The following is a 25,712-nucleotide window of genomic DNA, read 5'->3' on the forward strand; positions in this document are numbered from 1 at the left end:
GCGCGCATATCGGAGGAAGCATGCTCTACAGGCGAGAGATGTTGAAGACTGACGGACGGAGCCTCACCCTTTACGGCCGTGCTCCCATTCAGGTGCTGGGGGAAGCCCCGAGCCCGAACCGGGAGCCGCTTGCCGCGAACCCCCACCTGCGCTGGCACCCTCTGCGCGGGGAATGGGTCGCCTATGCGAGCTACCGCCAGGGGCGGACCTTCATGCCCCCCCCCGAGTACAACCCGCTCGCCCCGACAACCGACCCGGAAAACCCTACCGAGCTCCCCCAGGGGAACTACCAGGTGGCGGTCTTCGACAACCGCTTCCCCTCGCTCTCCCCCGTCGCCCACAACCCGCCCCAAAGCTACGTCCCCACCGCCCCCGGGCGAGGCAAGTGCGAGGTGGTGGTCTTCGGCAAGGACCCGGCTCGGTCGCTTTCGGGGCTCCCGCTGGACCACATCGAGCTCCTCATGGAGGTATGGGGGGACCGGGTGGAGCGGCTTGGGGAAGACCCGGACATCAACTACGTGCTTCCCTTCGAGAACAAGGGGATCGAGGTCGGAGTGACTCTGCACCACCCGCACGGCCAGATCTACGCCTACCCCTTCGTCCCCCCGGTGCCGCAGCGGATGCAGGTTCAGGAGCTGTCCTACTTCCAGGTGCAGGGAGCGCCGCTTCTGGAGGGGCTGATCGCCGCCGAGACCGTCTCTGGCGAGCGGATCCTCTACCTCGGGGAGCACGCCATCTCCTTCCTCCCACCCTGGGCCCGCTACCCCTACGAGGTCTGGGTCGCCCCCCGGCGAGCCGTCCCCGGCTTCCCCCAGCTCACCCCCGAGGTCCGCGCCGACCTGGCGCGGGCGCTCAAGACCACCCTCCTTAAATACGACGGTCTGTGGCAGCGCCCCTTCCCCTACCTGATGGCCTGGTACGGCGCCCCAACAGACGGGGAGTCGCACCCCGAGTGCCACCTGCACGCCGAGTTTTACCCCCCCTACCGATCCAGCGACCGGCTCAAGTACCTGGCCGGGACGGAGCTCGCCGCCGGGATGTTCGCCAACGACGCCCTTCCCGAGCAGAAGGCGAAGGAACTTCAGGAAGTGGAGGTGACGCTATGAACGGCACCGCCCGCGCGGAGGAGATGGCCGGCAAAATCCGCCTGGTCCGGGAGCTGCTCGGCGCAGGAAGGGTGCTGAGGCTCAAGGGGATCGACTGGTTCTCCTGGATCACGGCGGGGGGCTCCAACGAGGTGCTCTTGGCGGCCGCGACCGGGATCGCCGAATTCGTGGTGACCGGGCGCGGCGCCTTCGTGGTGACCAACGGGATCGAGGCGCAGCGCCTGATCGACGAAGAGCTCCCCCCCGGCTGCGAGGTGCGCATACTCCCCTGGGCCTACCCTTCCCAGTTGGAGGTGGTGATGAGGGAGCTGGCCGAAGGGACACCGGTCTATTCGGACCGTCCGGCGGAGGCCGAGCGGGAACTCCCGCTGCCGCTTCTGGCGGCGAAACGCACCCTCTCTCTCCCCGAGCTGCACCGCTACCGCGAGGTGGGGCTTCTCGCCTCGCAGGCGATGACCGAGACCCTGCAGCAGGCGAACCCCGACTGGAGCGAGTACCGGCTGGCCGCGGCCGGCGCCTCCGCCCTCCTCTCGCGCGGGCTCGCCCCCTGCCTGGTCATGGCGGCCGGAGACAGGCGCCGCCGCCTGTACCGCCATCCGATATCGGGGAAGGACCCGCTGGGCGCCTCCGCGATGCTGGTCTTCTGCGCCCGGGGGTACGGCCTCTACGCCAACCTCACCAGGTTCGTCGCCTTCGAGCCTCTAACCGACGAGGAGGAGCAAAAGCACGCGCAGGTGCGCGAGATCGAGGCCCACGCGCTGCTCCTCTCCCGCCCGGGGGTCCTTTTGCACGAGGTCTACCGCGAGCTTGCCTCGGCCTACGCCGCGGCGGGTTACGAGCACGCCATCAAGGAGCACCACCAGGGGGGGATCACCGGCTACCTTTCCCGCGAAGTGATAGCGAACCCCGAGGCGCGGGAGCACCTGAGCGCCGGGATGGCCGTCGCCTGGAACCCGAGCCTCCCCGGCGCGAAGATAGAGGATACCTTTTTGGTGACAGAGACCGGAGTCGAGAACCTGACGCTCGACCCGGCCTGGCCGACGGTGCTAGCGGCCGGCCTGGAGCGGCCGCTCGTCCTTCGGCGATAGGAGCCATCATGTCCGCTGCTACCGACTTTGAAAAGACCTTCGAGTCCCCCTGCGAAGTGACCGCCCGCGCCCCCGGACGGGTGAACCTCCTAGGGGAGCATACCGACTACAACGACGGCTTCGTCCTCCCCATCGCGGTGCCGCTGGAGACCACGGTGGAGTTGGCCAGAAGCCGCGACGGCCGGAACCACTACTATGCCGAGGAGCTGCAGGAAAGGGCGTGGTCGGAGACCGGAGGTGCGGTCCCCAGCGGCTTCGCCGCCTATCTGCACGGCTGCCTCGCCCTTTTGCGCCTCTCCGGGCACCACGTGGACCCGGTGTCGGTGCGGGTCACCTCCCAGGTACCGATGGGGAGCGGACTCTCCTCCAGCGCCGCGCTCGAAGTCGCCTTCCTGCGCGGGATGCGGGAGCTGTTCCGCCTCGACCTGGACGACGTCGAGATTGCGCTCATGGCCCAGCAGGCCGAGATCCGCTACGCCGGGGTCAACTGCGGCATCATGGACCAGATGGCGGCAAGCCTCGCCGACTCCACCCACATGCTCTTCATCGACACCCGGTCGCTGGAACGCAAGCTCCTCCCGCTTCCCCCGCGCTCGGAGCTCCTGGTCATCGACTGCGGGATCCCGCGAAAGCTCGGCGAGAGCATGTACAACCTGCGCCGGCAGGAGTGCGAGGAGGCTGCGGAGCTTCTGGGGATTGCTTCGCTGCGGGAGCTGTCGGACCTGGGCCAGCTCATCAAGCTGCCGCGCAACCTGGCTCAGCGCGCCCGGCACGTGCTGACCGAGAACGAGCGGGTGCTGGAAGCGGTCAAAGGCGTGCACGGCTGCCGCTTCGGGGAATTGATGAACGCCTCGCACATGAGCCTCAGGGACGACTTCCAGGTCTCCATACCCGAACTGGACCTTCTGGCCAGGCTGCTGCAGGAGCAGGTCGACGTGTACGGAGCGCGGCTCACCGGGGCCGGCTTCGGAGGTGCCTGCGTGGCGCTGGTGCGCGAGGGGAAAGCGGCGGAGGTAGCGTCGAACGTGTTGGCGCTCTACCGCGAGCAGGGGCAACAGGGGAAGCTATTGGTGCCGCAGTAGCCGCGGCCGGCGGGAAAAGGCCATGAGCAATGACAGGCATAAAGAGAGAGTCCCCGAGCTGTGGGGGGGGATGGAATGCACCCTGAACCGCGTGGGGAAGCACTTCCACAGCCAGCTCGCCCTGAACGGCCACCTGAGCCGCCCGAAGGATCTCGAACTCTTCGCCGGGCTCGGCATCCGGACGCTGCGCTACCCCGTGCTCTGGGAGATGGTAGCGCCGCAACGCCTCGATGCCCCGGACTGGCGCTGGACCGATGAGAGGTTGAACCGGTTGCGGGAACTCGGCCTTGAGCCCGTCGCCGGATTGCTGCACCACGGCAGCGGCCCCGCCTACACCAGCCTCGTCGATCCAGATTTCCCCGCCCTATTGGCCCGCTACGCCCGCCTGGTAGCCCGGCGCTACCCTTGGATCAGGTACTTCACCCCCGTCAACGAACCCCTCACCACCGCCCGCTTCAGCGGCCTCTACGGCCACTGGTACCCCCACGGCACCGACGACCGCACCTTCGTCCGCACCTTGCTGTCGCAGTGCCGCGGCATAGTGGAGGCGATGCGGGCCATCCGCGAAGTGACGCCAGAGGCAAAGCTGGTGATGGCCGAGGACATGGGGAAGACCTTCTCCACGGATCTGCTCCGCTACCAGGCCGACTACGAGAACCACCGGCGCTGGCTGAGCCTCGACCTTTTGGCGGGGAAGGTGGATCGCCGCCATCCGCTGCGCCTGTGGCTGGAGCAAAACGGGACCGACGAGGCGGAGTTCGACTACTTCCTGCAGAGCGGCATGGCGCCGGACGTGGTCGGGCTCAACTACTACTTGACCAGCGACCGCTTCCTCGACCACCGGCTGGAGCGCTACCCCGAGTGGACCCACGGCGGGAACCACCAGCACCGCTACGCGGACGTCGAGGCGGTGCGAGCCTGCCCGGAAGGGATACTGGGGCACGAAGAGGTGCTCCGCAGCGCCTGGCAGCGCTACGCAAAGGAAGTGGCCCTCACCGAGGTGCACCTGGGTTCCACCCGCGAGGAGCAGTTACGCTGGTTCCACGAGGCGTGGCAAGCGGGCGTGAAGCTTTGCCGCGAAGGGGTTCCGGTAAGAGCGGTGACCGCCTGGTCGCTTTTGGGCTCCTTCGACTGGTGCGGCCTCTTCACCAGCATCACCGGCTCTTACGAGCCGGGGGTCTTCGACATCAGGGGGCCTTCCCCGCGCCCCACGCTCCTTGCCGGGGGGCTGCGCCAGATCGTGCGCGAGGGGGAGTTGAGCCATCCAACGGTGAGAGGCCCAGGCTGGTGGCGCAGGCCGGACCGGTTTCTTCCCGGCCTGAACCCCGACCTCCCCTCCACGGGGGATGAGTGTGAAGAGGAGCGCGGGGGAATCCTCATCGTCGGTAAGACCGGGACCTTGGGGCAGTCCTTCTCCCGGCTCTGCCGGCAGCGCGGCATCCCCTGCCACCTCCTCTCCCGCGGCGAAATCGATATCGCCTCTGCGGCCTCGGTCGCGACGGCCTTGGACCGCTACGAACCCTGGGCGGTGGTCAACGGCGCGGGCTTCGTCCGGATCGACGACGCCGAGGGGGACGCCGGCACCTGCTTCAGGGAAAACACCGTGGGGCCCGCGGTGCTCGCCGCCGAATGCGCCCGGCGCGGCGTGCCGCTGATGACCTTCTCCTCCGACATGGTCTTCAACGGCAGCAAGCGGACCGCTTATCAGGAGCGGGATCCGGTATCGCCGATCAACATCTACGGGCAGAGCAAGGCCGAGGCGGAACGCCAGGTGCTGCAGCTATATCCAGGGGCACTGGTGTTGCGCACCAGCGCATTCTTCGGCCCCTGGGACCGGTACAACTTCGTCACCGTCACTTTGCGCCGGCTCGCGGCCGGGGAAACTGTCGAAGCCGCCTCCGACCTGGTGGTCTCCCCCACTTACATCCCGGACCTGGTCCATGCCGGGCTCGACCTGCTCCTGGACGGCGAGAGCGGCATCTGGCACCTAAGCAACGCCGGCGCCGTGAGCTGGGCCGAGCTCGCCCGCTGCTGCGCCAAAATGGCGGGACTGGATTCCTCCCGAGTCATCCCGCGCCCCGCGGCCTCCCTCGGCTACCTCGCGCCACGCCCCCCCTTCTCGGTCCTGGGAAGCGAGCGCGGCGTGGTACTGCCGGAGCTGGAAAACGCATTGAGCCGATACTTCTTCGACACGGTCCCGCCCGAAAACGAGTGATGCTGCACCCCTCCGCCTCCACAAAAAAAGGCCCCTTAACGGGGCCTTTTCAGTGACATCTCTAAAACCTGTTGCCGCGGAGTTCACGGAGAAAATCCGAGCCAGGCATAAACAATTTTCGTTTCCATGATTTTCTCAGGCGTTCTACGTGGCGAGCGATTCGCTGTGCACCGTCCGCGCCCTCTTGCGCCGGACCGCAGTGTCGATCAGCTGGCTCATCGCCTGCACCGTGGCGTCCCACGAAGTCCCCGCGAGCACCTGGCGCATGGCGCCTACCATTTCCCGGTACCGGTTCGGCGGGAGGTTCAGGGCCTCATTGCAGGCGGCTATGAAATTGCCGATGCCGTCCCCAATGAAGACGATGTCGCCGTAAGGGACCGCCACGTCGGTGATGGGGGTGCTGACCACCGGCTTCTCCGCGGCCATGTATTCCAGGGTCTTGGTGGGGCTGATGAAGCGCGTGGCGTCGTTCAGCGCGAAGGGGATGAGGCAGACGTCCCACCCGGCCAGGTAACCGGGGAGAGCTGCGTATTCCTGCTGCCCGAAGTAGTGGATGTTCGCCCCCTTGGGGAGAAGCTCAGGAGAGATCTTCAGCACCGGGCCCACCATGACGATCTGCCAGTCTGGATGGGATAGCGCCATGGCGTCGAGAAGCTGCAGGTCGAGCCTTTCGTCCAGCACGCCAAAGTAGCCGAGCCTCGGCTTGGGGAGGACCTTCTGGGTCGCGTGCTCGCACTCCGGATCGCAGGCGAGCGCGAAATGGGAGGCGTCGACGCTGCTCGGGAAGCAGTGCACCTCGGGGTGATGGCTCTTCTTGGCCTGGTACAGGCTGGGACCGCCGGTAAAGACGAGGTCCGCCACTGCCAGCAGCGCCTTTTCCCGCTGCACCAGTTCTTTCGGCGCTTCCAGGAAACCGGTCAACTCGTCCATGCAGTCGTACACCACCAGGGAGGGGCGGAGCACCCTTGCCAGGGGAAGCGCCATCGGGGTGTAGAACCAGACGATATACCGGCTCAGTTCCTCCTGCGCCACCAGTTCTTCCAGTAGCGGCGCGAGCCAGTGGAGCTGCTCATCGTTAAACCCGGATTTTTGCGACGGGGTATGGGGCCTGCAGACCAGCACCCCCGGCTCCGGCGTGCTGCATTCCAGAAACGGCTCCCGCCCGGCGTCGTAAACCGGCTCTTCGAAGAAGATCACCCGGCGCCTGCCCGCCATCCGGGTCAACAAGTGCTGTGGGCGCTGGTACACGAAGCTCCAGCGCAGGTGCGAGAAAACGATGATCGCTCTGGGCATGGCCGGGTCTCCTGTCGGCGTTGTATTTTTTGGGGCTTTGGTCGGGTGTCGATCTGCAGGGAGCAGGTTTTACAGCGAAAACAACAGTAGAGGATTCTAACAGAGCAACCTTGAAAGGGAAGAAGGACAGGGGCTTAACGAAAAAGAAAGGCTTTTACAACGCAGCTTTCGAGGCGCCCGGCCTGGGGGGCGCGTCCAATATCTGCAGCAGGCGCTCAAGCTCCTCCTTTTTCAACGGGACCGGGCGCATCTGGGTGCTGGGGCGCGACTGGCGGGGGTTCTTGAGCCATTTTTCCAGCGCCGGCGCGCTCCAGCGCTCCTTCCCCGCCACCGTGGGGGGATAGAATTCGGAGAAAAGCCCGGAAAGGTTCGGGCCGACGCTACCGCGCCCCACCCCGCCCAGCGCCGCGGTCAGTACCTTGTGGCAGGGACCGCACTTCTTCTCGAAGACGTTCTCCCCCTTTCCCGCCGTTTCGAAATGCACCACCCGGGGCGTCTCCTTCCCTTTTTTCGCCGAACCCTTGGTGCCGGCCAAAAGGGCGTTCACCAGGTCCGTGATCGCCCCCTGTTCCAGCTTGAAATCCGGCATCTGCAGTGCTGGCGCATCTATCGAGGCGAAGAGATTCTCCGGCGTGGTCCCGGCCGGGAGGAGGTCCAGGTTGCTCGCCAGGCGGTTCCCTCTGCCGGCGGCGTTGTGGCAGCGGCGGCAGGCGAAGGTTTCCAGGAGCCTGTTGCCGCGCTCTACCGGTGCCGAGCCCGGCACCCCCGACCAGGAAAAGCGGGCTGCGACCAGGCCGTAATGCGCGACGCGGAGACGGTCCGAGCGGGGGTCTCCCCGGTGGCACCCGACACAACTACCCAATCCGCGGTAGTGCGGCGGGTGGCACCTCAGGCAGGAGTCGGCCGCGCGCCCGCTCCCGCAGCAAAGAAGCACGGCCAAGACCGCCAGGGCTGTCAGAAAGGCGCGACCAGTTGCCAATTGGGACCTCGCAAGAACATGGCTACCACGGTGAGCGCCAGTACGGCCGCGCCCAGCGCCAGCGCGACGATGGCCACAAGCCTCTGCTCCCTGAGAAACCAGGAGGCCTTGGCCGCGGGAGTGCCGGTGTGAAGCCAGGGCAGGAAGAGAAATAGTGGAGTGAGCGCCAGCACCAGGTAGATGAGGTACTTGGAATAGCTGACCAGCTCCTGGATCCAGAGCAGGAACCAGGCGGATTTCACCGGGTTGGGGACGCGGGCGATGTCGGCCTGCTCCTGCAGGGGGGCGGGTATCAGCCAGGCAAGCCCGGCAAGCGCCGCGACGAGGAGAAGCATGGAGATCTTCACCGGCCGGAAGAAGTGCGGGGAACTCTTTACGTAGCCTCGTTTCATAGGTAAGGGAGCACCCCCTTGTTCTTCCTGATCCGGTAGAAATGCAGGGAGCTCAGGAGCAGAACCATCCCCGGGACGACCAGGATGTGCAGCACGTAAAAACGAAGCAGCGACATCGGCTCTCCCACCCCGTCCGGCACCAGGACCGTGCGCATCGCCCCCCCGAAAGGAAGGGTGTTGACCAGCTCCATCCCGGTCTGGGTGGCCCAAAGCGCCAGCTGATCCATGGGGAGCAGGTACCCGGTGTACCCCTCGAAGACGGCGAGCATGAGGAGGGCGCAGCCGGTAAGCCAGTTCAGCTCCCTGGGCTTTGCGTAGGCGCCGGTCAGGATGACCCGGAGCGTGTGCAGCACGATAAGGACCAGGAAGAAGTGGCTCGCGAGCCGGTGCAGGCTCCGGAGATACTTCCCCCCGGTGACCGAGGATTCGAGCAGCAGGATCGAGGGATAGGCGGCTGCCGGCGTCGGCTGGTAATAGAAAAGAAGCAGCATGCCGGTCGCTACCAGCACCAGGAAGGAGGTGAAGGCGAGACCCCCAAGGCAGAAGGTGTAGGAAAGGGTGAGGTCCCTTTGCAGCACCGCTCTCGGAAAAAGATGTCTGGCGAAATCTCTGATCAACTGTCGAGTCCTCTCCTATGGGTCATCGAAGCCGCAAGCTGGAACGGCGCCCTCACCCCAACCCTCTCCCAGAGGGAGAGGGGGCATGGACGCAGTCTTTTGCCATCAAAAGTTGAAGCAATTTGCACTGAAACTGTAACCCATCTCCCCGAACATCTGTAACGACTCCGATCTATACAGGGGGAAGGGGGAGCAAGAACGGTTCTGGGTATCCCTTCGCGAGAAGAGCCCTTTCCCCGGCAATTCCCGCCGTCATCCCCTACATGAGCACCCGGTATTGCCCCCCATCCGCCTCGACCGCGTAGCGCTTCAGCGGCCGGTCCGCCGGCCCTTCCAGCACCTTCCCCTCGCGGTCGAAGCTGGAGCCGTGGCAGGGACAGACGAGCCCGGCCGGGGTGACGTTCACCGTGCACCCGAGGTGGGTGCAGACAAGGTCGAGCGCATAAACCTTCTCCCCACGGCGCAACAGCGCCACCCGCGCCTCCCGGTACACCAGCGCGCCGTCTTGCGGCAGCTCCGCCTTCGCCACCGTGAGGAGGGTCTTTTTCCGCCGCAGCTTCGGGGTCAGGAAGTTCCCGATAAGCCATCCCCCCGCCAAAAGGGAGATCAGCGCGGCGAGGAAGCTTCTACGTGATCGATAAGTTTCTGCCATCTTTCCAGGTAAGCCCTCCGATAGGCCGTTGTCTTCTTGCTCAACTCACGGTAGCGCGCCGCAGGCAGGAACGACCCATTCACCACCTTCTGCCCGCTTTGATCCCAGAAGGAGGGAAGCGTCATGCCGTCGGCCTGGAGCTGGTAGATCCTGTCCGCCGCAGGCTCGAAGAGGAAGCGGCGCGGGTTGTCGTGGCACCCCTCGCACATCACGGTGCCGCGGCGCACGGTGTGCGGGAAGAACGCCTTCCACTCGGCCGCCAGAAGCCTGTTCTCCTCCCATATGGCCCGGTCCTGCCTGATGTCGGTGAAGTAGCCGATGAACTGCGGCCTGATCGGGCTCACCTTGCCGCGGCCGTTCAATCCCAGGGGGGGCGCGTCCTGTTTTCTCAGATACGCGCTCTTCACGTACTCTTCGGCGCTTAGGTCCCTCCGCACCCGGTACAGATCCTTGGAGGGGCTCCCGCTGAAGCGGAGGTAAAAGGTGCCGTACTCCTGCGCGGCCCAGGCGGAATGGCAGGCCCAGCATTCCATCTTCTCCAGGTGCGCCGCGATCCGGTGCTCGACCACACTTAGCTTGGGCTTGTGGCAGTCCCGGCACCCCTTGGAGGAGCTCCTCCCAGCGACGAGGCTCGCCATGGAGTGGCAGTCGGCACAGGTAAGCCCCGCCTCGGCGTGGAGGTCCGGCGTCATCTTCAGGAAGGGCTCGCCGTAGGCCGTGTCGCCGCGCTGGTAGCGCAGACTGTCCTCGCGCGGGGCCATGCCGTAGTAGTCGGTCCCGACGAAGTACCCCTTGTGGCAGGTGAAGCAGTCCCGATCCCTCGGCTTCGCGATCTCGTGCCCCTTGCCGCCGTGACAGTCGGTGCACCCCTGAAGATGGCAGGAATTGCAGTTCTTCCCGAAGAACTCCCCGTCCATTCTGCCGAAGCTCCTCGCCACGAACCCCGTCTCCCGCACCCGGGTCGCCATGGGGCGGCCGAAGAGGGCCTGGTACCCCTTGTGGCAGCCGACGCACCCGGCGGCGCGCCCCGAGGCGGAGGCCGGATCCCTGAGGGTGTCGCTCTCGGAGAGGTGGCAGGATAGGCAGGGGACGCCGGCGTGGACGCCGCTCACAGCTATCTTGTGGCAGTCGGTGCAGTTCTCCCTGGCCTCCCCGGCGGCAGCGCTAAGGAGCAGAAAGCAGGCGACGATGCAGAGCATCATTGAGCGCACGATAATTCAGCTCCTTTCGATAGATCGGGTCTTTGGCCTTTTCGTGGCAGACCAGGCAGAGGTTCACCGACAGGGCCCGCCGCACCTCCGCCCCGTTCAGCGGCCGCGAGTTTTCCCTGGTGATGGCGGAATAGGCACGCACCTTCCCCCCTTGCAGGGTAAGGAAGCCGTCCAAGGGCTTGTCGGCGGACTGCTCGCAGATCAGGGTTCCTTCTATCTCTCCCCCCGAGACCACGTGCTGCCCGAATCCCAAGAAGGCGGGGTTCCCGTGGCATTCGCCACAGCCGATCGCCTTCTTCCCGGTGTTGTGCGAGTAAAAGGGGGCGAAGCGCAGCTGCTTTTTCCCCTTGAACCTGGCGACGTACTCGTCCTTGGAGACGGAGAGGTCGGGCTCTATCACGGTGACGAAGGTCTGGCAGCCGGGGGTGACCGTGGAGATCTTCCCGCGCTGGTTCAGGGCCAGCGGGAAGGGGTAGAGCATCCGGTAATCCTCCTTCTCGCTGAAGCGCCCGGGGGTCGCCATTTTGGCTATGTAATCCATCCCCGGCTTGCTCCTGTCGTAGGTGGTGTGGCAGCCGTAGCACTGGACCACGGTGCGGGAGTGACAGGAGTAGCATTCCATCCTGCCGTGGCCGGCCACGCTGTGCTCGGGGGTCCCGGTGATGACGCGGCTTTTGAAGAGCCTGCCGCTTCTTTTTCCCAGCACCCAGACGGCGCCGTCGCGGTAGAAGACGTTGGAGTACTTGCGCCCCTTGGCGGTGAGGATCATCTTCATCCCTTGACGCATCTGCATGGCGTAGCCGCGCGATTCGCGGACCGCCTCGTCGCTCTCGCCCGCTATCCGCTGGTAGCGCGGGGGCCTCGCTCCGCCGTGGCAGTCCTCGCAGGAGACCTCGGTCTGCAGGTACATGTTCTCGTAGCCGTAGCCGTCCCCCATGGTGTCCCTGGAGGTGTGGCAGTCGATGCACTCCATTCCGGCGGCGAAGTGGACGTCGGAGGCGATATGGGTGAGGTTGCGCCCCCCCGAGGTCATTACCGGTCCGGGCTGGCCGTTCCTGGTCGGGACCATCGAGTTGTTCCCGTCGTAGAGCCCCTGGTAGCTCAGGGCGATCCGTCCGCTCCTGTTGTGGCAGCGCGCGCAGACCTCGGTGCCAGGGAGCTTCTCCATGGCGTGGCTCGCAGCGTATGGCCCCTTGCCGCGCACCGCAGCGTCCCCCCCCTGGTAGGTGGCGCGGTCGTTGTACGGGAAATGGCAGGCGGCGCAGCCGGAGGCGTGGCTTGCGCCGTAGACCTCGCCGCTCTCCGTCGCCACGTGGCACTGCGAGCAGAACTTCCGGTACAGTTCGCCGGAGATATGGTTGAGTCCCGCCACCGGCTTCAGTAGCCGCGCTTTCCCCGCCGCGTCGTAGTCGTCCCCTCCCCTGCTGCTGTAGAGCTTCTCCGGCCCCTCCCAGGTGAGCTGGATGTTTTTGATCATCCCCGTGGTCGTGTACATGAGGTTGGAGCGCACCCGGTCCAGCTGGTACAGGTGGCAGGAGCCGCAGGTTTTTTCCCAGTGCTCCGGCGCCGCCGGGTTCCGGGGGCCGTACATGGCCAGGTGGGAGGCGTACTTGTTTTTTATGGAGGCGTCGCCGCCGTGGCAGGAGACGCAGTCGGCATGGCTCTTCGACACCTTTTCGATCTTCGGATGGCAGAGTACGCACTGGCTGGCCTTGCCGGCGCGGGTGCATCCAGGCAGCGCGAGGAGGGCGAGCAGCAAAAGGAACAGCGACGCTTTCTTGTGGGTATCTGCTGGAGTCATCCCGCCCATGGCCGTTTTTTGGGTCTTCATCATCGTTGTGTGCCCCATCCTGGAGCTTGTGCCGGAACCTTTCTCGAAGCAGGGGTTGCCGGGAGGATGCAGGGGCCGCCCCTCGCCGGCGCATTATAGTAAAATTAGCGGCATTCTCCAAAGTGTTTCATGAGGAACTGAAAAAAAAGGGCCGGCGTTGCGGGACGCCGGCCCATTGCATCAAGTTTCACTACCGGTGATACGATGAGGCTACTTGCCGCTTTTGCTGATGCTGACCGTCTTGGTGAACTCCTTCCATACGAACGGGTCGCTGTTGGGGGTCCCGAAGGGGAGATAGGTGAGCTTCACCTCCACGTCCAGATCGAAGGCGGAGGGTTTCTCCACGGTCTTGCCGTTCTCCTCGACCTCGGTCAGGGGGAACATGATGTCGAAGCGCTCCTTCACGAGCTTGCCGGGGGGAAGCCCGGTGTCCTCGATGAGGCCGCTCTTCTCGTAGGGGCCGCGCCCCATCCGGTCGCCGCGCCCAAGCTGCTGCGGGACCGGCATGTAGATCTTCTCCTGATTGAACACTTCCTTGCCGTCTTTCGTCTTAGCTATTACCGACAGAACCAGTCGGTTGGGGGTCGGTCAGCCATCCGGTATGGAGTGGCCGGCCTTATTCACCATCTCGACCTTGACGACCGCCTTGGGCTTCACCTGTGCGCCGTCGCGCCAGTAGTAGCCGAAGGCCTCGGCGTGGAACTCGACAGCCTTGTCGGTCATCGCGGCGTTACGGTACGCCTGGATGTTGTGACCGAGCTTGCTGTTCTTCATGTGGCAGTCCTGGCAGTTCTCCTGCCCCACCTCCGCCTTGTAGACCCAGAGGTAGCTCCCGTAGGAGGTGCAGCACTGGGTCGGCTCGTCAAGCTCCAGGTTGGGTCCCAGACCGTGGCACTGGCCGCACTGGATGGCCTGGTCCATGATCGGGCTCTGGGCCAGCTTCGGGAACTTGTCGGAGGGGTGATCGCCCGCCTTGGAGCCGTAAACCACCCCGGCCTTCGGGTAGCCGTCCTGCCACTTGTGGGTGATGGCGTTACGGTTGTGGCAGATCAGGCAGTTGATGCTGACGCTTTTGAGCTTCTCCTCGAACTTCTTCGCCGCTTCCTTGTCCTTTTTCTTACGGGCGTCGCTCCAGCCGTACAGGGTGTTCACCAATTCCTGTGCCACCGAATCCTCGGCATCGGCCAGTTGCGGCAGGTGGCACTTGGCGCATCCCATCAGGTGCTCGACCTTGACGTCCTTTCTGCTCTTCACCCCCGAGTACGGCTCTTCCATGAGTCCGTTCTCGATGGTGGTCATGATGGTCATCGCGGTGCGGCCGGTGCCGAAGATGGACCGGGAATGGATGGAATCCTGGGACTGCTTGTGCTGCTCCTCGTGGCACTCCACACAGGAGCTGGAATCGTACATCTTGGCGAGCTCGGCCAGGGTCTTGGCCTTGCCGGACTTGGAGACGATGCTCTCCTTCCAGCCTATACCCGCTTTCTCCGCGTAGGCGGATCCGACCAAGGCGCCCAGGATGAGCGTTGCCGCCAAAGCGCCTCTTGCTGTTGCTTTTATCATGTTCATACCTCGTTCATTGATGAAGCCTACGGGCTGCTATCTCCTAGCAACCTTGCATTTCGTCTCCCTCGCACTCGGTAAGGGTCATCTTGGAGTCAACTGCGATCTTTGCCGCCTTGGACTTGCTGAACTTCAAGGTCACCTCGTTCCCCTGGACCGAGACTACCTTGGGGGAGCCCCCTGCAGCGGTCACGTTGGCGCCCTTCTTGGCCCAGGCGGGAACCGCCCCCTCGACCGTCACGGTCACCTTTTCACCGTCCACCTTGGTCACCTTGCCGGAGACCGGGCCTGCCGCGAAGGCCGAAACTGCGAGCGTTGCCGTAATGATGGCTGCCGCAAGCAAAGCGATGATTTTCTTCATGGTTTTCCTCCTCTTCGTTTTAGGTCGTGCCAGCCCCCCATCCCCGGATGCAGGAAAAGAGGGCTGGCACCGCCGGTGCTGTCGTTAGAAGATAAGCTGCAACTGCGTGATGTAGGTCATGAAGTCTTCGGTGGTTTCGGTCCCCCCGGCCTTGTTGAAGCCGGTCGAGTTTGCCTCGAAGGTAAGCTTCAGGTTCTGGCCGCGCAGGTAGTAGTTGAACCCGCCGCCGTACCAGTCGATCCTCTGGTCGAATACCCCGTTCAACTCGGCAAAGCGCCACCTCTCGTACCTGACGAAGAGCTGCAACGGCAGGTTCGGGAGCATGTAACCACCCTTCACGTAATAGCCGTTCTTCTGGCCGTTGATGCCTGAGGTCAGGGGGTCCGCCCCGGGTCCGCCCAGGTATGCGTCTTCCAGGTCGACCTTTTCGTAGGCCGCCGATGCGGTGACGGTGCCCATCCCTTCGAGCGGGTACTCGACGAAGCCGTCGACCGTCCACGCCTTGTAATCCTTCTTGTCGGTCCGCGTCAGCGTGTCGCCGTAGGCTACCTCCGGCTCGAACTGGTAGGCGGCGCCGATGGTGGCCACCTTTTTCTTGCCCAGATAGGTCCCCTTGTAGCCGTAGTCGTTCTCGGGGTCGAGGAGAGTGACGTGGGCGCGTGCGGAGTAGCGGAAGTTCGAGGCCGGCGCGGTCTCGCCGGAAACGGCCTTGCGCCCTTCCATGGCATCGACGCGGTACTGGAACATGTCGTCGAAGAGGTTGCCCCAGACCGCCACCCCGGTGTCGCGGGTGGTGGTGTAGGGGGCGCGGATGAAGAGCGAGCGGTCCAGGGTGAGCGGCATCTCGCACGCCTCCAGGTTCTCGCGGGAGAGGTTGTACTTGAATTTACCGACGTTGATGCGGAAGGCGTCGTTGACCTTGAAGCGCATCACGGCGTCTAAGAGCTGGAACTCCGAGCCCTGGTTGCTGTCGGCGACGTCGAACGGGGTGATGTTGGCGTCGGAGATGTACTCGGTCTGGACGTAGAGGGACATGTTGTCGCCGTATTTACCCATGAGCGCCAGGCGGTTTCTGCGGAAGTTGAAGTTCATGGTGCTGTCGCTGTTGTTCTCACCGGAGCCGGTGTCGCGCAGCGTCATCTGGAACTGCCCCTTGTAGTCGAGCTGCAAGGCGCCTTCGTCGTTGGGGCCGAAGGTCATTTTGGGGCCGGCGAAAGCGGTTCCCGCCATGAGTGCAATCCCTAAACCCAGCAAGGGAATGGTCGCTATCTTGGACGTTTTGGTCATAGATTCACTCCTTTTTTGTTATGGTCCGCCCCCGGCAGGGGCCAGGCACCCGGACTAACAGCCGCCACCGCCGCCGGAGGTAGAGCCGCCGGTCGCACCGCTTACGCTGCTGCGATAGGCCTTGTCGGCGCTCTCGATCTGGTTGCCGTCCGCGAAGCTAGGCTCGACGGGGTACATACGCGCCCCGTAGTCGACTATCTTGCGCAGGGTGGCATCGGTGCTGCTGATCGGACGAAGCAGGTTGAAAGTCAGGTTGTCCATGAGCGCCGTGGTATCCCATATCGAACCCGCTTTGAGCTTGCCGCCTATGTTCACGTTGGCGCCTGCGGCCCCCAGGACGCCGTTGGTATCCACGGTGGTGAGGGTGCTGGGAGCAAGGAGGTTCCACTGACCGAGCGAGCCGTCGTACCACTTCACGTCGACATTGGAGTTGTTGTAATAGGCGATGCCGTCGAGTGCAAAGTAGCCCACCGAGGCGTAGTTGCCGGCCCGGCAGAAGACGATGAAGGTTTTGGTGGCGTCGCGGGTTGCCGCGCCCATCGCGGTCGTGCCGCCGGTGCCGAACGCCGTGGCCAGGTCGGATTTTATCGTCGCGGCATCCTTGAACGTGAGGCTGCCGGTCGGTGAGGTCATAGCGGTCGCTATGTAGGAGTACGAACCTTTGATGGCACCGTCGAAGGGGGTGTATTTGGTGCCCTCGAAGAGGTCGGTGGTGGAGGAAACCTTCGATGCGCCGCGCACCGTATCCACCAGCGTCACCTTGTTGGTGTTGCCGGCAACGATGGCTTTTACGTAGGTGATCATCTCCGAAAGGGAAACCCTCATGTCGGTGTTCACCCTGGTGGCCCCGTTCTGGGCTACGCCGTAGCTCGACCTGGCGACGGTCGGCACGGCGGTGGTCAAGGCATAGCTTGCCGCCCACGCGGCGTTGCCCCCCTGCAGGACTTTAAGCCGCTCTTTCGGGAAGCCCCAGTAACGGAGGGTCGTATAGGCACGGGTCACGTTGACGAACCCTGCCGCATTGTTGGTCAGGACGATGGTGGTGTTGCCGTCGATGCCGGCGTTCTGGACGATGCTGTCGATGGCGGAGCCGGTGCAGACCATGCTCCCCACGACCGTCATCGGTCCCTCTGCACGTGTGTTGTCCATGAAAGCCGCAGACCCGGCCGAGATCAGCTGAGCTCCTGGAATATGCCCAACCGTGTTGTACTTGTTGGTCCCGTCACTCTCGTTGTTGGACACGTCGAGAACGACGACGCGGTCGTAGCCGCCTTGCTTGTTGACCAAGCCGGCATCCATCCAGCCTTTAAGATCGCCGGCTGTGATTAAAGCAGTCGCAGTTTTCGTGGTGACAATCGCTTGCGACGGAGTGGTGTAACTGTCAGTGCCGCAGCCCCAGATGGTAAGGGCCGCTATGGCGATTCCCAACAGGGCCGCCAACATTCCCCTGCTCTTCTTCATCATCTTTTCCGACATACAACCTCCTTTGGATTAGGTGACTATCATGTAATTAACCCCTGAACCTTTCCCTCCTTTCGCAGCATTTGTTCAAGCAAATTATTTATTACAAGTTAAAAGCATTTCGCGCACTGTCAAGCGCGCCTGCCTACAGCTCATTATTGTTGTCTAATGTTTGTATAATGGGTGTGGAAAGACTGTCACAGGGGAAACACTGAGAGAGATGTTGCATGTGGCTAGAACTGCAGTGGAATTGCAAGTACAGCATTTCATAACACTCCTGAGATATGACTGTGTATCTCATTCGGGAATATGACAATTTCCTAAAGTGAAAGATTGTCATAGCCCTATGCGCATGTCGCATACATTATGTTTTGCTAACTTTTCACTGTTGCAGTGGGGCTTTTGGCAAAGGCAGACCTCCCGAAAGAAACCCGCACAAATCGTGTTGCAATACTATAGGATTAGTTGCAATATACCCAAACGAAACAAACTCATAAGGCCATGACGCTTTGGCATACTCTCTCAGGAGGGAGAAGACCTGATGGATCTGGTAAACCTCAAGACTCTTATTGAGTCGGCCGAATGCGGCAGTTTTTCCAAAGCTGCAGAGAGGCTCTTTGTGACGCAGTCCGCGGTTTCCCGGCGCATAAAGATACTCGAAGATCACTACGGCCACCTGCTTCTTGATCGTTCCGGCCCAGTACTGACTCCGACCACTGCCGGGGAGCTGCTGATTGATAAAGCGCGCCAGTTATTGAGGTTGGAACAGGACTTCGTGCAAGAACTACAGGCTTTGAGACAGAAAAAGAAGATCTCCTTCTGCTGCACGACCCCCTTCGGCGTCTCCTATCTCCCCGACATCTTTACCAGTTTCATGGCCACAAAGGCCCAGGACACCGAACTTGAGTTCGTCTTCGAGATGCCGGAAGCGGCGCTTAAGGGGCTCAGGGAAAAGCTCTTCGACCTGGTGCTCATCGAGTACTGCGAAGACCTGAACCTGCAGGAGTTCGACTCCTACCCCCTCCCCGACGATGAGATGGTCTTCGTCAGCGCCCCGGGCTACGGCATCGATGCGCCGCTGGTGGAGGTTGACACCCTGCTTTCGCAGCGCCTTTACTGCAAGAAAAGCGGCTGCTGCGCGCGGCGCTTCCTGGAAAAGAGCATGCAAACCCTGGGAAGAGACGCGGCGGAATTCAGCAATACGGTGTTTTTTGACGATATCCCCTTCATCATCAGGGCGGTCATGGCCGGCAACGGGATCACATTCATCTCGCGCAGCGTCGTCGCCTCCGCCTTGGAAAGCGGCGAGCTCATCGCGCACCAGGTCCAGGGGTTCGACACCTCCCGCCCACGGCGGCTGGTGCTCAGGCGCGATTGCAGCCCCGACCCGGCACTTCTCGATTTCATCCAGGGGATCTTCCGGCACTTCTCCCTCAACCCTCCCTCCCAGTTCTCCACCGCAGCCTGAACCCGACCCGAACCTGACGTTCCCCCTCCCTTTTTGCAGCCCCCCCGGACCCTGTCGCATTCTTCCATTAAAATAAATTCGTGATAGGATATTAAACTTCATTATTAACGAGCTCCCGGCTTACCCATGATGGGGCGAAGGCGGGTGCACCCATCTCTGACAAGGGGGAACGAGCAATGAGCGGAAACAGGAAAACCATGGACGGCAACACCGCGGCGGCGCATGTCGCCTACGCGCTCAGCGAGACGGCTGCCATCTACCCGATCACCCCCTCCTCCACCATGGGGGAGGTCGCGGACGAATGGGCGGCGGAGGGGCGCAGGAACGTCTTCGGGCAGGTGCTGAACATCAAGGAGCTGCAGTCGGAGGCGGGAGCGGCGGGGTCGGTGCATGGCTCGCTGGTGGCGGGCGCCCTCACCACCACCTTCACCGCATCGCAGGGGCTTTTGCTCATGCTCCCCAACATGTACAAGATCGCCGGCGAGCAGCTCCCCGGCGTGTTCCACGTCTCGGCACGCGCCGTCGCAACCCATGCGCTCTCCATCTTCGGCGACCACCAGGACGTGATGGCGGCCCGCCCCACCGGCTTCGCCCTGCTCTGTTCCTCCTCGGTGCAGGAGGTGATGGACCTGGCCCTGGTCGCGCATCTGGCCGCACTGGAGGGGAGCATCCCCTTCCTGCACTTCTTCGACGGCTTCCGGACCTCCCACGAGGTGCAGAAGATCGAGGTGATCGAGTACGAGGAGATGGCGCGCCTTTTGAACCGCGAGAAGCTGGCGGCCTTCCGCGCCAAGGCGATGAACCCGGAGCACCCGGAGCTGCGCGGCACGGCGCAAAACCCTGACATCTACTTCCAGGGGAGGGAGCGCGCGAACCCGTTCTACCAGGCGCTCGCCGCCGTGGTGACCCAGACCATGGACAAGGTGGGGCAGCTGACCGGCCGGCACTACCGCCTATTCGACTACATAGGGCACGCCGAGGCGGACCGGGTCTTGGTCACCATGGGGTCCTCCTGCGAGACGGCCGAAGAGGTGGTGCGCTACCTAAACGGCGCCGGCGAGAAGGTGGGGCTCGTCAAGGTAAGGCTCTACCGCCCCTTCGACGCAGAGGCGCTCCTCTCGGCGATACCTGCGTCCGCCTGCAAGATCACGGTGCTCGACCGCACCAAGGAGCCGGGGTCTTTGGGCGAGCCGCTCTACCAGGACGTCTGCACCGCCTTCATGGAGCGAGGCGGCGCCGTCCCCGAGCTCTACGCGGGGCGCTACGGCCTGGGCTCCAAGGAGTTCCGTCCGGTGCACGTGAAGAGCATCTTCGACAACATGAACGGCTCCCCCGGCAAGCGCCACTTCACGGTGGGAATCACCGACGACGTGAGCAACAGTTCGCTCCCGGTTGAGGGGACCCTCTCAACCACGCCGGAGGGGACCATCCAGTGCCGCTTCTGGGGGATGGGTGCGGACGGGACCGTCGGGGCCAACAAGGCCGCCATCAAGATCATCGGCGACAATACCGAACTCTACGTCCAGGCCTATTTCTCCTACGACTCCAAGAAGTCCGGAGGGATCACCGTTTCCCACCTGCGCTTCGGCGAAAGCCCGATCCAGTCCACCTACCTCGTGGACGCGGCCGACTTCATCTCCTGCCAAAAAGCCCCCTACGTGCAGATCTACGACCTTCTGGAAGGGATCAAGGAGGGGGGGATTTTCCTTTTGAACTCCCCCTGGAACACGGTGGAGGAAATGGAGCAGCACCTGCCGGCCAGCATGCGGCGCGACCTGGCCCGGAAAAAGGTACGCCTCTACAACGTGGACGCGATCCGGATCGCCTCCGCCTCCGGGCTCGGCGGCCGCATCAACATGATCATGCAGACCGCCTTCTTCAAGCTCTCCGGGGTGCTCCCCTTCGAGCGGGCCGTGGAACTCCTCAAGGATTCCATCCGCAAGGAGTACGGCAGGAAGGGGGATCAGGTGGTCGAGATGAACCTGGGCGCGGTCGACCTCGCGGTGCAAAGCCTGGTGCGGATTGAGTACCCGGAGTCGTGGCGCGACGCCGACGATGAGCGCGGGCTGGACTTCCGCCTCTCGCAGCAGATGCCCGACTACATGCGCGAGATGGTGTTCCCCATCCTGCGCCAGAAGGGGGACGATCTCCCGGTCTCCGCCTTCTCCCCCGACGGCGTCTTCCCCTTCTCCACCGCGCGCTTCGAAAAGCGCGGCGTCGCCATCAACGTCCCGGAATGGATCAAGGAGAACTGCATCCAGTGCAACCAATGCTCCTACATCTGCCCGCACGCCACCATCCGCCCTTTCCTCGCCACCGATCAGGAACTCTCCGGCGCCCCGGAGAGCTTCGAGACCATCCCCGCCAACGCCAAGGAGATCAAGGGGCACGGTTTCCGGATCCAGGTCTACACCCTGGACTGCATGGGATGCGGCAACTGCGCCGACATCTGCCCGGCCAAGGTCTCCGCCTTGGTGATGAAGCCAATCGACACCCAGTCCGAGGTGCAGGAGGTGAACCGCAAGTTCGCCGAGGCGCTCGCACCCAAGGGTGAGCTGATGAAGCGGAACTCGGTGATCGGGAGCCAGTTCCAGCAGCCGCTTTTGGAATTCTCCGGCGCCTGCTCCGGCTGCGGCGAGACCCCCTACGCCCGCATCGTCACCCAGCTTTTCGGTGAGCGGATGATGGTCGCCAATGCCACCGGCTGCAGCTCCATCTGGGGCGCCTCGGCTCCGGTCTCCCCCTACTGCGCCAACGCGCAAGGGCACGGCCCCGCGTGGAACAACTCACTCTTCGAGGACGCGGCCGAGTTCGGCTTCGGCTACCACATGGCAATCTCGCAGCGGCGCTCGCTCCTGGCCGACCAGGTGCGCCACGCGGTCCAAAGCCTCCCGGAGGGGGAGCTGCATGAGGAATTATCCGGCTGGCTGCAAGGGATGATGGACCCCGAGCTCTCCCGGCGCCACGGCGACCGGTTGAAGGTGCTCCTTCCGCAAGCGGGGAACAACGAGTTGCTGCAGCAGATCCTATCGTCGGCCGACCTCTTCACCAAGAAATCGATCTGGATCTACGGCGGCGACGGCTGGGCCTACGACATCGGCTTCGGCGGCCTGGACCACGTCATCTCCACCGGCGAGGACGTGAACCTTCTGGTGATGGATACCGAGCTCTACTCGAACACCGGCGGGCAGTGCTCCAAGGCCACCCAGTTGGGCGCCATAGCGCGTTTCGCCGCTGCAGGGAAGCGGACCTCCAAGAAGGATCTCGGGCGCATGGCGATGACCTACGGTTACGTCTATGTCGCCTCCATCGCCATAGGCGCCGACAAGAACCAGACCCTGAAGGCGCTCGCCGAGGCGGAAGCCTACCCCGGGCCTTCGCTGGTGATCGCCTACTCCACCTGCATCAACCAGGGGCTCAGGAAGGGGATGGGAAAATCGATCGAAGAGAGCAAGCTGGCGGTGAAGTGCGGCTACTGGCCGCTGTACCGCTACAACCCGCTTCTGAAGCTGGAAGGGAAGAACCCCTTTGTACTGGAATCGAAAGAGCCCGACGGCTCCCTCGCCGAATTCCTCTCCGGGGAGGTGCGCTATCAGGCCCTTGAGAAGCAGAACCCTGAGGTCGCGCGCGAATTGCGCCAGCAGATGGAGCAGGAGGCGCTGGAGCGCTTCCGGGTGCTGAAGGAGATGGCGGACTGGCAGCCGACCGCGGGCGACGTCCCGGAGGACGGCGGGAGGAGCCACGACCACGTTCCCGCCGCGGCAGGAGCCGCCGAGGAGCCGTCACCGGTCTGCGTCAGCGCCACCAGCGACCCCCGCTACAGCCGTCCCGGCCAGCCCGAGGAAGAGTGCGACGACGGCCGCGCCGGCATCGACAAGAAGATCAAGGAGTGAGGATAGACTGGGTGATCAAGCGGGAGCGGCTTGCCGACTGCGAGTAACTGGCGCGGTCGCGCGGAAAGCCGCTCCCGCAGCATTTCAGCAAGACGACCCGATGCAGCTTTTTTTCTCCCACGCCGCGTTACTGGCGGCGAAGAGCCCCACCGCCGCCAGGCCAATCCAGCCGGCGGCATAAAAGACGGCGGTGAGCCCGAAACGGTCCTGCAGCCATCCCCCCAGAAGCGGTCCAGCCACGAATCCAAGGTTTAGCGACGTGTTGAAGATCCCGACAGCCAGACCCGTCCCGTGACGCTCCCCCTGTTCCAAAAGGAGCGCGGTGCTGGCAGGCTGGGAGAGCACACTGCAAAGCCCGATCCCTCCCCCCAGCATAAGCACCTGGTGGAACCCCTGCGCCACAGGAATCAGGAAGTAGAGCAGCGACACGGAGACCCCTCCCAGGAGCACCAGGGACTTGCGGGGAAGGCGGTCCGAGAGCCGGCCGACCGGACGCAAAAGAGAGGTTATCACCAGGGTACTGGAGGCGAGCACCAAGCCGGTCTGGGTGCCGTTGAGACCAAGCCGCGCGTTCAGCAGGATGGGAAGGAACCCCGCCAGAAGCGATATGCCGCATCCCCGGCCGAAGATGAAGACCAAGAGCCCTCTCATGGGGCGGTGGCGCGCCGCCTCAAGGGCGGCCGGCAGCGCCGCGCGGACGGTTTGCTTTCCGGCGGGGATTGCCGTGCCGCAAACGCGAGGGATGCCCCGCAGCGCCACCGTCAGCGCCAGCAGACACAATAGCGCCAGACAGGAGAAGATGCCGTAGAAGCCCCACCGGTCGTGCAGCACCCCCCCCAGAAGCGGCCCCACCCCGACGGCCAGGTAGAAGGAGATGTCGAAGGTTCCCGCAGCTCGCCCCTCCCCTTTGGTGCAGCTCGCGGCCCCGACCAGCGAGAGCATCACCGGCCGGAACATGGCGCAGGCAACCCCCTGAACCAGGCGCAGCAGCGTGATGAGCGCCAGATCCGAGCTGAAAAGGTAGCCAAGTGAAACCAGCAGGTAGAGGCTAAGGCTCAGCGTGACGGCGGCCCTCGGGCCGAAGCGGTCCACGCAGGCGCCCATCACCGGGCCGAAGAGTATTTTGGAGAGGGAGAAAAGAAGCAGCGGCAGCCCCAGCAGGATCCCGCGCCCGCCCAGGCTGAAGAGGTAGGTGGAGAAGAAGGCGTCCGCTATGCCGAAACCTAGGCTGGTGGAAAAATTTATCAGAAACAGCGACTTGAACAGATTTCCGTTCTTCATGCCGGGTTCCTCATAGCCTCTTGACGACAGCCTGCCGCGCCTGAGGTGGCGGCAGCGCCCTGGCGCCCCAAGGGTTGGCGCCCTGCGTATCGCGTAACGCAGGGCGCCCGTTTTTACCGTCGTACCTTACTTTGCTTCCTTGACGAAGCGTGCCGCGTTGTTGCCGGCGATCCTGCCAAAGACCACGGTGTCCGTGATGGCGTTGCCGCCCAGGCGGTTCCAGCCGTGCACGCCGCCAGTGACTTCACCCGCCGCGTAGAAGCCGGTCATCGGTTTGCCGTCCTTGCCGATCACCTGGGCCTCGGTGTTGATCTTCACGCCGCCCATGGTGTGGTGGCGCCCCGGCTTGACCCAGATTGCGTAGTACTTGGGTCCGTTGACCGGCCTGGGGATATCCTGGCGCTGGAATTCAGGGTCCTTCTTTGCGGCGAAGGCCTTGTTGTAGGCGTCCACCGTAGCGGTCAGAGCGTCGGCGGGGACCCCCATCTTCGCCGCCAGCGCAGCAACGCTGTCGGCCTCCTGCACCAGGCCGAGGACGATGTAGCCGTCTATCTGGACGTTGCTCTTACGGATATCCTCGCCCAGCACCAGGAACGCCGACTTCTCAGGCTGCGCCAGGATGGCGGCGGAGGCCTTATCGCGGGTGGTCAGCTCGTTCACGAAGCGCTTGCCGGCATGGTTCACCAGGATGGCCCCGCTGCCGCGCACCGTCTCGGAGATGAGGACCTTGGTCTCCCCTCCCATGGTCGGGTGGATCTGGATCTGCTCCATGTCGATCACCTTGGCGCCGATCTTTTCCGCCAGGGCGACCCCCTCGCCGGTAGCCCCGGGCTGGTTCGAGGAGGCGGTCTCCTTGAACTGAGGCTTGTAGAACCCGACCAGCTCGTTGTTCGCGGCAAAGCCGCCTGCCGTGTCGATCACCGCCTTGGCCTTGATGGTATAGACCCCGCTGTGCTTGCCCCTGACCTGGACGCCGGTGACGCGCCCCTTGTCGTCTGAGAGTATCTGCACCACCTCGGAGTTGACCCGGACATCGAGGTTGCGCTTGGCTGCATTCTCACGGTACACCTTGATCAGGTGCGGCCCCACTGCCGCCCCGCCCACCGGACGGTGGGTGCGGTCCACAGCGACCCCCCCCGAGCGCACCAGGTCGGTCATGTCCGCGCCCAGAGAAACCAGGAAATTCACGGCGTCAGCAGAGTTATAGGCAAGCACCTTCACCAGTTCGGGATCGTTCTTGTCCTTGCCCCCCTTCATGGTCTCCTTCACCATCTCAGCCGGGTCATCGTGCATCCCGAGCCTCTCCTGGTACCGGGTCCTGGCGGCGTTGATCCCGCCGGCGGCCAGCATGCTGTTGCCGCCGGTTATGGGCATCTTCTCTAAAAGGATGACCTTGGCCCCTGCATCGTGGGCGCTTATGGAAGCGACGTAACCCGAGCCGCCGGCACCGATCACGACCACGTCGGCCGATTCGATCCGCGCCGATTTCAGGTCCTTTTTCTCCCGGGTTGTTTCCTGCACCCATTTCTTGTCGCTCGACTCCTTCTCGCTCCCCATGGCGGGGATCTTCATGGCGAAGCTGTGGCAGTAGTTGCAGTACGCCTTGGAGGCTACATGCCCCTTATGGCAGACGGTGCAGTTGGTATTCCCCAGGTGCGAGGCGTGCGGGTTGATGTGCTCCTTGGTCTTGGCAGCCAGATCCTTGAAGCCGCCATGGCAACCCTTGCAGTTCTTGTTCAGGGCGGTTTCGTTGTCGTCGACCGCAAGCGATTTCCCGTGGCAATCGGCGCAGGCTACCTCGTTTTTCTTGTGCATGCCGGCCAGAAAGGCGCTCTTCGACCCCTCCGCGCCCCAGGCTACGGAGGCCGCGATCGTGAGGGCTGCCGAGAGAAGCAGTGCGTTTGCCATATTTTTGAATTTCATTTTTCTCTC

The 25,712-nt window shown here is 63.7% G+C and carries 19 protein-coding genes; 6 read left to right on the plus strand and 13 right to left on the minus strand.

What is annotated here, in order from left to right; translation table 11 throughout:
• Window positions 1-20 precede the first annotated feature (20 nt).
• From galT to K419_RS0108860, 4 genes are read left to right on the plus strand one after another with little or no spacing between them, the layout of a single operon-like run.
• Window positions 21-1,106, plus strand: coding sequence for a galactose-1-phosphate uridylyltransferase (galT, locus tag K419_RS0108845; protein WP_026841263.1), 1,086 nt, complete (start codon window positions 21-23; stop codon window positions 1,104-1,106).
• A complete protein-coding gene (locus K419_RS0108850) occupies window positions 1,103-2,194 on the plus strand; it encodes a M24 family metallopeptidase (protein ID WP_026841264.1) in 1,092 nt (363 codons plus the stop codon). Before galT ends, K419_RS0108850 begins: the two co-directional genes overlap by 4 nt.
• 8 nt (window positions 2,195-2,202) lie before the next feature.
• On the plus strand, window positions 2,203-3,276 hold the full coding sequence (gene galK, locus K419_RS0108855) for a galactokinase (protein WP_026841265.1): 1,074 nt from the start codon (window positions 2,203-2,205) through the stop codon (window positions 3,274-3,276).
• A gap of 22 nt (window positions 3,277-3,298) precedes the next feature.
• Entirely contained in the window at window positions 3,299-5,491 is a 2,193-nt protein-coding gene (locus K419_RS0108860; RefSeq protein WP_026841266.1) for a family 1 glycosylhydrolase, read from the plus strand.
• Between the two features lie 144 nt (window positions 5,492-5,635).
• Here K419_RS0108860 and K419_RS0108865 read toward each other — a convergent pair whose 3' ends face one another.
• The 11 genes from K419_RS0108865 to extH all read right to left on the minus strand — a co-directional run bounded on the left by K419_RS0108865 (window position 5,636) and on the right by extH (window position 17,153).
• Window positions 5,636-6,784: a glycosyltransferase gene (locus tag K419_RS0108865; protein WP_026841267.1), complete on the minus strand. Its 1,149-nt coding sequence runs from the start codon at window positions 6,782-6,784 to the stop codon at window positions 5,636-5,638.
• 154 nt (window positions 6,785-6,938) lie between these two features.
• Window positions 6,939-7,763, minus strand: coding sequence for a selenite/tellurite reduction operon c-type cytochrome lipoprotein ExtS (gene extS / locus K419_RS0108870; RefSeq protein ID WP_026841268.1), 825 nt, complete (start codon window positions 7,761-7,763; stop codon window positions 6,939-6,941).
• Window positions 7,739-8,155, minus strand: coding sequence for a selenite/tellurite reduction operon b-type cytochrome membrane protein ExtQ (gene extQ, locus K419_RS0108875; protein WP_026841269.1), 417 nt, complete (start codon window positions 8,153-8,155; stop codon window positions 7,739-7,741). The genes extS and extQ overlap by 25 nt, the downstream gene beginning before the upstream one ends.
• Window positions 8,152-8,772, minus strand: coding sequence for a cytochrome b N-terminal domain-containing protein (locus K419_RS0108880; protein WP_026841270.1), 621 nt, complete (start codon window positions 8,770-8,772; stop codon window positions 8,152-8,154). Before K419_RS0108880 ends, extQ begins: the two co-directional genes overlap by 4 nt.
• A 259-nt stretch (window positions 8,773-9,031) precedes the next feature.
• On the minus strand, window positions 9,032-9,424 hold the full coding sequence (locus K419_RS0108885) for a QcrA and Rieske domain-containing protein (protein ID WP_026841271.1): 393 nt from the start codon (window positions 9,422-9,424) through the stop codon (window positions 9,032-9,034).
• Window positions 9,379-10,635, minus strand: coding sequence for a selenite/tellurite reduction operon b-type cytochrome iron-sulfur cluster-binding subunit ExtO (extO, locus tag K419_RS0108890; RefSeq protein ID WP_026841272.1), 1,257 nt, complete (start codon window positions 10,633-10,635; stop codon window positions 9,379-9,381). The genes K419_RS0108885 and extO overlap by 46 nt, the downstream gene beginning before the upstream one ends.
• Window positions 10,589-12,445 carry a selenite/tellurite reduction operon c-type cytochrome ExtM gene (gene extM / locus K419_RS0108895; RefSeq protein WP_051292955.1) on the minus strand — a complete coding sequence of 619 codons (1,857 nt, stop codon included), beginning with the start codon at window positions 12,443-12,445 and terminating at the stop codon, window positions 10,589-10,591. The genes extO and extM overlap by 47 nt, the downstream gene beginning before the upstream one ends.
• Before the next feature lie 231 nt (window positions 12,446-12,676).
• Complete coding sequence (gene extKL / locus K419_RS0108905; RefSeq protein ID WP_264175608.1) at window positions 12,677-14,029, minus strand: multiheme c-type cytochrome (seleno)protein ExtKL; 1,353 nt, start codon at window positions 14,027-14,029, stop codon at window positions 12,677-12,679.
• Window positions 14,030-14,072: 43 nt separating this feature from the next.
• Complete coding sequence (gene extJ, locus K419_RS0108910; protein ID WP_026841276.1) at window positions 14,073-14,390, minus strand: selenite/tellurite reduction operon protein ExtJ; 318 nt, start codon at window positions 14,388-14,390, stop codon at window positions 14,073-14,075.
• Window positions 14,391-14,474: 84 nt separating this feature from the next.
• Window positions 14,475-15,677: a selenite/tellurite reduction operon porin ExtI gene (gene extI / locus K419_RS0108915; protein WP_026841277.1), complete on the minus strand. Its 1,203-nt coding sequence runs from the start codon at window positions 15,675-15,677 to the stop codon at window positions 14,475-14,477.
• 54 nt (window positions 15,678-15,731) lie between these two features.
• On the minus strand, window positions 15,732-17,153 hold the full coding sequence (gene extH / locus K419_RS0108920) for a selenite/tellurite reduction operon rhodanese-like protein ExtH (RefSeq protein WP_026841278.1): 1,422 nt from the start codon (window positions 17,151-17,153) through the stop codon (window positions 15,732-15,734).
• 526 nt (window positions 17,154-17,679) lie between these two features.
• Here extH and K419_RS0108925 point away from each other — a divergent pair.
• A complete protein-coding gene (locus tag K419_RS0108925; RefSeq protein ID WP_026841279.1) occupies window positions 17,680-18,606 on the plus strand; it encodes a LysR family transcriptional regulator in 927 nt (308 codons plus the stop codon).
• A 176-nt stretch (window positions 18,607-18,782) separates the two neighbouring features.
• Window positions 18,783-22,499, plus strand: a complete 3,717-nt coding sequence (nifJ, locus tag K419_RS0108930) for a pyruvate:ferredoxin (flavodoxin) oxidoreductase (protein WP_026841280.1) — start codon at window positions 18,783-18,785, stop codon at window positions 22,497-22,499.
• An 84-nt stretch (window positions 22,500-22,583) separates the two neighbouring features.
• Here the strand turns inward: nifJ and K419_RS0108935 are convergent, their stop codons facing one another.
• A complete protein-coding gene (locus K419_RS0108935; protein ID WP_026841281.1) occupies window positions 22,584-23,780 on the minus strand; it encodes an MFS transporter in 1,197 nt (398 codons plus the stop codon).
• Between the two features lie 126 nt (window positions 23,781-23,906).
• Window positions 23,907-25,703 carry a flavocytochrome c gene (locus K419_RS0108940; RefSeq protein ID WP_026841282.1) on the minus strand — a complete coding sequence of 599 codons (1,797 nt, stop codon included), beginning with the start codon at window positions 25,701-25,703 and terminating at the stop codon, window positions 23,907-23,909.
• Window positions 25,704-25,712 lie beyond the last annotated feature (9 nt).

The sequence above is a fragment of the Citrifermentans bremense R1 genome, from assembly GCF_000426865.1.
Lineage (GTDB): Bacteria > Desulfobacterota > Desulfuromonadia > Geobacterales > Geobacteraceae > Geomonas > Geomonas bremensis.